This window comes from Psychromonas aquatilis (assembly GCF_038155185.1).
Taxonomy (GTDB): domain Bacteria; phylum Pseudomonadota; class Gammaproteobacteria; order Enterobacterales; family Psychromonadaceae; genus Psychromonas; species Psychromonas aquatilis.
This window is the reverse complement of sequence record NZ_JBAKAZ010000077.1, coordinates 1-9,710: the sequence shown is the minus strand read 5'-3', so window position 1 is coordinate 9,710 and position 9,710 is coordinate 1. Positions and strand designations below refer to the sequence as shown.

The window sequence follows — 9,710 nt, the reverse complement described above, 5'->3', positions numbered from 1 at the left end:
TCTTTTACCTTAGTGCTCTCTGTGAAGCGAAGCGCTTAGTGGTTGCTTTAAAGGTTTTGGTTTTATCTTGTAACTACTTTTTAGGTTTTAACCTTAGTGTACTCTGTGAAGCGCTTAGTGGTTGCTATAAAGGTTTTTATTTTATCTCAAATCCGAACCTTACTTCTTTACATATTAAAAAAATTTAGGTCATTTATGAAATTTATTGAAACAAACATACCCGATGTAAAAATTATCGAACCACAAGTCTTTGGTGATGAAAGAGGCTTTTTTATGGAAACATTCCGTACCTCGCTTTTTAATGAACACTGCGGTGAGCGTGAATTTGTCCAAGAAAACCACAGTAAATCAAGCAAAGGGATCTTACGTGGATTACATTACCAAACTGAAAATACACAGGGTAAATTAGTACGTGTAACAAAAGGGGAAGTATTTGATGTAGCTGTTGATCTACGTAAAGATTCACCTACTTTTGGCCAATGGGCTGGTGTATTACTCTCTGAAGATAATAAACGTCAGCTTTGGGTACCTGAAGGTTTCGCTCACGGTTTTTATGTTACAACTGAAGAAGCAGAGTTCGTTTACAAATGTACTGATACTTATAACCCGAGTGCTGAAGTCTCTATTAAATGGGATGACCCTACAATTAATATTGATTGGCCTATTACTGAAAATCAGCCTCCATTATTATCAGCTAAAGATGAAAATGGATTAAGTTTTGCAGACGCTCCTAAGCTGTAATAAATGCGTATTTTTATATCGATAGTATCGCACCATCACCACGATGTGATGATTAATTTAGGCACAATTAAAGCGTTGTCTAAATACGATCAAATTACCGTGGTGTGTTGTGATAATGAACCTATTGGTAAACTAAGAAAATACTGTAAAAAATACGGCGCGCATTATATTGCAAATGATAAAGAACAAGGCTTTTCTTCAAACAACAATGCTAATTACTTGTATTGTAAATTTGAACTGGGGATGGAGGAGGATGATTACTTTATCCTTTTAAACCCGGATGTTTTTTTGACTAACAGTAATATACTAAAGCTAATTGAGACTTTAAAAGTGGGAAATATTGAATTAGGTATCCCTAATCTTTTTCTTGATAGGGAAGAGATGGTACAAGACGATAATATCCGTTTGTATCCTGCATTTACTAATTTCGTAAAAACTTATTTATTCAATGATCGTTCAACTATGGTCAATCGCAAAAAAGGGCTCTCTTCATCTGAAGCATATTGGGGGAGTGGTGCTTTCATGATACTTAAAGCTAATATTTACAATGAACTTAATGGTTTAGATGAACGTTATTACATGTATTGTGAAGATATTGACCTCAGTTTTAGGGCGAATAAAGCCGGTTTCAAGTTCCAGTATTTAGAAGGAATCAAAGCAGTACACTTTAGACAATGCTCAAGTAAGAAATTCTTAAGTAAATACTTCTTCTGGCATGTACAAAGTGTGTTTAAATATTCACTATTTAACAAACGAAATACGACTTTACATTCACGCCTTGAATATCAAAATCGTTATAAAAAAAATGATTGATATTGTATTAGCAACTTATAATGGTGAAGCTTTTATCGCTGAACAGATAAAATCAATCCAATCTAATACAGGTTATCAAACTCGGATAAATAAGATCATCGTAACAGATGATGGTTCAACAGACTGCACACAAAAAATAGTGCTTGAGTTGGCAGAAAAAGATCCTAAACTAATCTGGATCAATAATACAACTGATATACATGGACCTAAAAGTAATTTTCAATTTGGATTAAAGCAAAGTAGTGCTAATTACATCATGCTCTGTGACCAAGATGATGTTTGGTTACCCCATAAAATAGAAACGTCGATAACAGCTCTGTTAGAGGTTGAAAAAAGAACCTCACCACAAACACCATTATTAGTCTTTAGTGATAAACAGATAGTCGATGAGCAATTACAGCTTATTTGCGATAGCTATTTTACCTTAAAGAATATCAGCAAAAACTGGCATTTAAAGTTTAATCAGTTATGCCAGCAGAATGTGGTTTCAGGCTGTACTATGTTAGTTAACCGCGCACTAATTAACAAAGCTTTACCAATACCAGAGAAAGCCTATATGCATGACTGGTGGTTAGCGTTAGTCGCTCACCGTTGCGGTGAAATCGTATTCATTGACCAAGCATTAATTCAGTATCGTCAGCATAATCACAATACGATTGGTGCACAAAAAAAAACTTTTTTCTCATTGTGCAAAAAATTCATCACGCATTTAAATACATTCAAAAAAAGTCAACAAAATATAGTTAAGCAAGCTATTGTATTTAAAGAGTTTGAACAGCAAAATCGCCTATCTCCGGATACTACAATTTCCATATTGAGCTGTTTTAATGATTTACCGTTGAAAAAAAAGATAGTTTATTTTTATAATGGTAATGTGACTCGCTCTCATTTATTCGGTAGAATCGCGCTTTTGATAACGCTTTTAACAAACAAAAATTAATCGTTTTAATCAATATAAAGTATAAAATACACCCAATTAAAAATAAGTAGGATAACGATGAAAGTATTAATTACAGGGAAAGGTGGTCAGTTAGCTTGGGAATTAGAAAATCTAGTACCTCAAGATACTGAACTACTCAGTTGTTCTTCACAAGAATTAGATATCACAGATGCAACACAAGTTAATGATACTATTTTGCAGTTTAAACCGGATGTTGTTATTAATGCTGCAGCCTACACTGCTGTTGATAAAGCAGAAGTAGACACTGAATCTGCTTATGCTGTTAATGAACTGGGTAGTGAGTACTTGGCTAATGCATGTAAAAACATATCAGCTAAGCTTATTCATGTTTCAACAGACTTTGTATTTGATGGAACAAAAACAACGCCTTACCAAACCGATGATTCAGTTAATCCTATTAATGTTTATGGCGCATCAAAATTAGCCGGCGATATTAAGATCGACGATATTTTGGGTGAACAAGCAACCATTATTCGTACGGCTTGGGTTTACTCAGTGAATGGTAATAATTTTGTTAAAACCATGCTGCGTTTAATGGCAGAAAAAGATCAACTAGGTATTGTTTACGACCAAGTCGGCACTCCAACCTGGGCTAAAGGCTTAGCGGAAATGATCTGGGCGCTAATAGGCAAACAGCAACAAGAAGCAAAGCAGGATACAGGCTCTGCTCAGTTACTACATTGGACTGATGCAGGTGTGTGCTCATGGTATGACTTTGCCGTTGCCATTCAAGAGTTAGCGATTGAAAAAGGCTTACTTGATAAAGCGATACCAGTACGACCAATCCCAGCTAGCGCTTATCCAACCCCTGCAACACGCCCTAGCTTTAGCGTAATAGATAAAAGCACTACAGAGCAAGCAAGTGGCGTACAAACAGTACACTGGCGTAAACAGTTATCGACAATGATGGATGAACTGGCAGCAACAAATTAAAAGATAAGATAAAAGCAAAAGAGACAAGTAATAAGAAGCAAGTTGAAAGGGACAAGATACAGAGATTAAAACCATTACTACTAATGTATAAACAGGTAACAGGAGGGCATGACGTTTTATGCTTTTTCACATTTACCTTGTAGGTTTTATTTTTATCTTGCAGCTTACTCCTTGAAGCTTGGGCTTGTCTCTTTTCTTTGCAATCTCCAAAAGCATCACGCTTTTTAGTTGTTTAAAGAAGCGTTTTTTATCTTGAACCTTCCAATATTAAAATATTTAAAAGACTGTTTTATCGGTCTTCATAACATGAGAGAAAGAAATGGCGACTCGACATTTATTAGTAACAGGCGGCGCAGGCTTTATCGGCGCAAACTATGTATTATATTGGTTAGCAAATAACCCAGAAGACAAAGTAGTCGTGCTTGATGCACTGACTTATGCAGGTAACCGTGAAAGCCTAGCATCTGTTGAAAATAATCCTAACTTTACTTTTGCACATGGCGATATTTGCGATACTGCATTAGTAGAGTCGTTATTGAAAGAGCATGACGTTGATACTTTAGTGCACTTTGCGGCAGAGTCTCATGTTGATCGCTCAATTACTGGGCCAGATGCTTTCATCGAAACCAATATTATTGGTACTTACAGCTTATTAAAAGCAGCTAAAAAAGTATGGATTGATGAACCTAAAGCAAATGGTAAAGCACCATTGAAGCATCGTTTCCATCATGTATCAACTGATGAAGTATATGGTGAGTTAGGACCTAACGATCCAGCATTTACTGAAGAAACTGCTTATGCACCAAATTCACCTTATTCAGCATCTAAAGCGGCATCTGATCACTTAGTTCGTGCATACCACCACACTTATGGACTAGAAGTGACGACGTCGAATTGTTCAAATAACTATGGACCATACCACTTCCCTGAAAAACTAATTCCGCTGATCATTACCAATATTTTGCATGACAAGCCACTTCCAGTGTACGGCAATGGTCAGCAAATTCGTGATTGGTTATACGTAGAAGATCATGCACGTGGTATTGAGTTAGTGTTAAACAAAGGGCGTTTAGGTGAAAACTACAATATCGGTGGCCATAATGAATGGGCGAATATTGATATTGTTAAACTGGTGTGTAAATTATTGAACGAACAATTCCAAAAAAAACCTGAGTTAGCTGCGCAATACCCAGAAGCTAAAACTGCTTTAGATAATAAAGCAGAACAACTTATTACTTTTGTAGAAGATCGTGCTGGTCATGATTGGCGTTATGCTATTGATGCGACTAAAACTAATAATGAATTAGGTTATAAACCTGTAGAATCATTTGAAACCGGCATTCGTAAAAACATTGAATGGTACTTAGCTAATGAAGGTTGGTGGAAGCCATTAATTGAAGTTAACAAAAAGGTTAAATAGGGGGAATTATATGAGTGTCAAAAATGTGAAGGATATATCTCCAGTAAATAAATGTGAAATATTAGGTTGTATTGACCAAATTGAAGATGGTTTCATTACCGGCTGGGCTTGTACGGCTAAGTTTGAGGTGGTTGATATCGACTTTTATTATAACGATAGTTGCTTTGCTAAAATCAAAGCCAATATGTACAGAGAAGATTTATTGGCAAATTCTATTGGGAATGGAATGCATGCATTTAAGGTTGCTATCCCTAGAACATTATTTGAAAATAGTAAATTTAATGTTGTAGCTATAATATGGTTTAATAATGAGAAATGTAAAAAACTAGTAAAAGAGTTTTTTCTGGACGGTATTAACTCGGTAGTTAAGCAAATAAAAAATGATGAAAAAACAAGAAATTTTTTAGAGTCGGATAAGAAAAGTTCTGAAATCCAAGGTAAAATCTCTTTATGTGCTGGCGGGACAGTAACTGGTTGGTTAGGTAGCGAGACACTTGAAGTAATCCCTTATATTACTGTAAATGAAAAACCATGTTTACTATTGAGTTATAATGATAATCTAAATAATGATCAAAAGACCTCATTAACGGATATGAAGTTTGAAGCTAAGTTACCAGATATAGATTTTGATAATTTAGATATTAAGTTATATGCTATTTCATTAAAAGGCATAACCTTTATCCATTCGAAACCAATATTAGCGGGAAATGTAAGCCCTGATTCAATATCTGCAATTTTTAAAGCATTGGTTATTGCAAAACAAAAAAAATCTGTGGGGATTGTTGTATGGGAAGGGACCCATAACCCAATAGGGCGAGCACAAGTTTTATTTAATATCTTAAATGCAAATAATAGACCAGCAGTTATAATTACATATGATATAGGTTTTTCATCAAGTCCTATTTGGCAACCTTTAATTAATTCAGATTGTAAAGTTTTAATTTTGCCATGGAAAGATCGTGAAATATATAATCAGTTATTTAAAAACATTGGCTTGAATTTTGATTTGGTTTGGATATGCAAGCCTAGATTCCCATCTTTTGTACTAGCAGAGTCAATTAGCCATGATGATACAAAGTATATAGTTGATTTAGACGATAATGAAAAAGAAATGTCTTCTAGTGCTGCGGCAAGGGATAAACCTTATGGTTTACTTTCTGCGAAAATGGCTAATAACTACCTATCTAGATTACCTGTCAGAAGTGTTGCAAGTAAATCATTGGAAATTGACTTTAAGGGTTTATTAGTCCGCCATGCAAGGGCTTTGAACTCAGTAAAGAGAGTCAGACAGACAGATTTAACTAAAGAAATACGAATAGGTTTCATAGGAACCGTTAGGCCACATAAAGGAGTTGTTAAAGCAGCTAAAGCAATTAATGAACTTAATAAGCGTAAAGGGACTAAGTTTAAGTTTGTTGTTGGTGGTGTCTATGAACCTACAACAATTCGTTCTGAATTAATTAAATTAGGCTGTGAAGTACATGGTAATATTGACTCTTCTCGTTTACAAATACACTTGCAAAATTTAGATGTGATAATTACAGGTTTTCCTGATGTAAATGCAAATAAAGAAATTTTAAAATACCAGATATCCTCTAAAATTGGGGATGCATTATCTAATCAAAGAACCGTTTTAGTCCCTGAAGGCCCATCTGTTAACGATTTGGCTGGTACCCCTAGCATATATTTATTTAATAACTTTAACTTTGATCGTATTTTACTTTTAGCAGCAGAACAAAGTAGTAAAGTTGAACTTGATGAACAATTTACCTTAGGCTGGAATTATCAGCAATTTTTAAAGTTGGAGAAACTAACGGAAGATATATCACCAAAAGGTAAAAGCTTATTTAATTTAGACAAAGTTAAAAAAGTTAACAAGTATAAAAAGGTTAGTTCTGGTCGCAACGTTATATTAATCTGGAAGCAGCATGATAGTAATTTATATGGAAGAAGAGTTGATCATTTAGCTCGTTCGTTAGTTGCATCTGGAGTTCGTGTTACATGTCTAGAGTTGATATCTGATGGTCAATTTGCTAGTTATGAAAAAAATTCTTTAAGGGTAGATACTGACGCTCGGTATATAGTTGATGACTTTAGGCAAAAACGAAAAGGATTTGAGAGTCATGGTATATATTATAAAACTATGCTTGCTGATTGTACACAAACTATTAAAACTGCAATTAAGCACTTTTTAATAGAGGAAAATTTATACCCTGTCAACTCTTCCGTTGTTATGTTTCCAGCAGTTCCTGATTGGAAAGTAGTTTCAGAGTGTTTTTCTGGATATAGAGTTACTTGTGATATAGTCGACAACCAATTAGCTTGGGAAAAGAAAAAGCCATTAGAATTATTAGCTCAGTATAAATATATTATTGACTTAAGTAACCATGTAGTATTTAACTCAGAAGAAAACTGTAATTTTTTTACTAATGCAGGTTATCTTGATGAGAAAAATGTCTCCATATTACCTAATTGGTATTGTCTCCCTCCAGGCTATACTCCACCTAAACGAGAAGTTATAAGTAATGATTTAGCATATACATCTGAAAGACCATTCAAAGTTGTATATTCTGGAAATATGAACGATAGATTTGATTGGGATACTGTTTCTCGTCTTTCAAAAGAGATAGATACTCCACTAGAGGTGCATTTAATAGGGAATTGCCAGCGCCAATTAGATAAAATGTGTATCTTATTAGATGATGCATCAATCATATACCATGGACCAATGAGAGAAAGAGAATTGCTAGTGTTTATGGAAGGCTGTGACTTAGCTATTATGCCTCACATTACAGATGAGCATTCTTCTTTTATGAATCCAATGAAAGTTAATATGTATAAAGCCATTGGTTTATATTGCGTTGCCTCAACGATGCCTGGAGTTGAGTTCTCCAATGATTTAATCGAAGGCGCAGAAACATCTGATGAATTTGTTTATAAAGTCAAACAATTTGCTGAATTCAATATAGATAAGTCAAATTGTCAATTTGCGAGTGAAAAAAAGGATGAATCTTCAATAAAATACTTAAAACTATTAGAATAAAAGAGTATTCAGGAGGCAGTAATTATGAAAAAAATTATATTACATGTGGGGTTTAATAAAACGGCCACAACATCAATACAAGACTCATTAGAAAAGAATCGTGATCAATTATTAACTGAGGGTTTTCATTACCCTATATTTGAGGTTGAAAATAATTTTATTTCTAATCATTCATTACCTTTTTATACTATTTTTAGTGGTAATGTTAACACTTATCGAGATCTTATTAGGCTAGATTTAACTACAAGCGTTTTAAAGGTAAAGAAAATTTTTGAGAAACAGTTGGACAATAGTTTAGATTTTGAAAAAGTCATATTTTCAGGTGAACATATACCATTGTTAACAAAAAGTGAATTGTTAACCCTTAAAAAGAGATTGTTGAGTAAAGGTCATCAACTTGAGGTTTTATGTTATGTGCGAAAACCATATTCTTATCTTTGCTCTGAAATGCAGCAACAGATAAAAGCAAGTGATAATACGCTCGAATCTATTAGTGTGCCGATTAAATCCAATCAGGTCTTTAAGTTGAATGAAGTGTTTGGTGATGTAAAATATCTTTCTTTTGAAAAGGAATGTAAACACGTTGGTGGACCTGTAGGCAGCTTTATTAGTTACTTGGATATTGACGAGAAAAAATTTAAAATTATTTATAAAAATGAAGGTGTTGGCAATATAACGAGTCGATTTATAGCTCATTTAAATAAAAGACATCCAGTTATTATTAATAATAAACTAAACCCTAAAGGGAGGCCTAGGAATATAAGTAACTTTGACTCGAATAAATTTAAGTTAACTCCTAGAGAGCTTTCAACAATAGTAGAAACCTTAGATGTAGAGAATGCTAAGATGGGGCAGTTGTTAGGTGATACTTTTATGGATTTAAAACCCTATGAAACTATTGATAAATTTAAATTATCTAAAGAAGAAGCTAAAAAGATGTTAAAACTAGCCTTTAACAGCCCGCTTCTTACAACTGATATAATTGACTTTATTTTAAAGTATAAAGATGAAAGTTTTAATAAAAATTGGCCTGAGAAGTACCTAAAAACATTAGGGTAGATTTTAAAATGCTAAAAGAAATACTCAAAACTTTAGATGAACTAATAATTAAGAAAGTAAATGTGAAGCGCTATTACAATGACTGTTTTGATGAGTCGGTTACCTTTTGGAAAAGCAGTACAATTTTACTTTCTTTAATAATAAAAATGTTTTTTGAGTGAGCTATTAAAAATCACATTTAAAGATACAGATGACTTTTATAAGAGGGTGTAAAAATTATACCATTCTAAGTAAAAATATGATCTAATTGATTTATCTATTTATCTATTTATCTATTTATCTATTTATCTATTTATCTATTTATCTATTTATTACGACTAAAACGACTCAATATGGAGTACATAAAAAAGACAGATTTTAAAATACTTGTCTGTAAGCAAACTTCATTACAAATGAAAATGCGTTTACTAGCTTTAGCACATTTTCAATATGAACATTCACGAACCCAAATTGCTTAGTTCCTGAAAGTGAGTAGAACTAGCGTTAATAAATGGGTGAGTATCTATCTAAGCGAAGGCCTCGAAGGGGGCTGACATAAGATATGTTGACGGTTTTAATGGAAGGCTAGTACCTAGCATTTATCGTGCACTTAGTTTGGTGTTTTCATTCCTAAACTCAAATGCGGCCTAAATTCATTGTATATCAATATTGATTCATCGACGATATGCTTTAGCTCTTATAGGTTTTTGTAGTGGTCAACTAATTCCGGACATTAAATTAAGGTTTTCTTCCGCTTTCGC

Annotated in this window: 7 protein-coding genes and 2 pseudogenes; 8 read left to right on the top strand and 1 reads right to left on the bottom strand. The window is 33.6% G+C overall.

What is annotated here, in order from left to right; genetic code table 11:
* The first annotated feature begins 195 nt into the window (after positions 1-195).
* From rfbC to V6256_RS13855, 8 genes and pseudogenes are all read left to right on the top strand, one after another.
* Positions 196-741 (top strand): dTDP-4-dehydrorhamnose 3,5-epimerase, encoded by a 546-nt coding sequence (gene rfbC, locus V6256_RS13890; RefSeq protein ID WP_341598825.1) that lies wholly within the window; start codon positions 196-198, stop codon positions 739-741.
* Positions 742-744: 3 nt separating this feature from the next.
* Positions 745-1,554 (top strand): glycosyltransferase family protein, encoded by an 810-nt coding sequence (locus tag V6256_RS13885; RefSeq protein ID WP_341598824.1) that lies wholly within the window; start codon positions 745-747, stop codon positions 1,552-1,554.
* Positions 1,547-2,494 (top strand): glycosyltransferase family 2 protein, encoded by a 948-nt coding sequence (locus tag V6256_RS13880; protein WP_341598823.1) that lies wholly within the window; start codon positions 1,547-1,549, stop codon positions 2,492-2,494. Before V6256_RS13885 ends, V6256_RS13880 begins: the two co-directional genes overlap by 8 nt.
* Before the next feature lie 57 nt (positions 2,495-2,551).
* On the top strand, positions 2,552-3,448 hold the full coding sequence (rfbD, locus tag V6256_RS13875) for a dTDP-4-dehydrorhamnose reductase (RefSeq protein ID WP_341598822.1): 897 nt from the start codon (positions 2,552-2,554) through the stop codon (positions 3,446-3,448).
* Positions 3,449-3,767: 319 nt separating this feature from the next.
* Positions 3,768-4,868 (top strand): dTDP-glucose 4,6-dehydratase, encoded by a 1,101-nt coding sequence (rfbB, locus tag V6256_RS13870; protein ID WP_341598821.1) that lies wholly within the window; start codon positions 3,768-3,770, stop codon positions 4,866-4,868.
* A 10-nt stretch (positions 4,869-4,878) separates the two neighbouring features.
* Positions 4,879-7,911, top strand: a complete 3,033-nt coding sequence (locus V6256_RS13865) for a glycosyltransferase family protein (RefSeq protein WP_341598820.1) — start codon at positions 4,879-4,881, stop codon at positions 7,909-7,911.
* Between the two features lie 24 nt (positions 7,912-7,935).
* Positions 7,936-8,970: a hypothetical protein gene (locus tag V6256_RS13860; protein ID WP_341598819.1), complete on the top strand. Its 1,035-nt coding sequence runs from the start codon at positions 7,936-7,938 to the stop codon at positions 8,968-8,970.
* A gap of 392 nt (positions 8,971-9,362) precedes the next feature.
* Positions 9,363-9,497, top strand: a pseudogene (locus V6256_RS13855) (helix-turn-helix domain-containing protein); the annotation flags it as partial.
* A 62-nt stretch (positions 9,498-9,559) separates the two neighbouring features.
* On the opposite strand, the pseudogene V6256_RS16555 reads toward V6256_RS13855, so the two are convergent.
* A pseudogene (locus V6256_RS16555) lies at positions 9,560-9,646 on the bottom strand (integrase core domain-containing protein); the annotation flags it as partial.
* Positions 9,647-9,710: the final 64 nt, after the last annotated feature.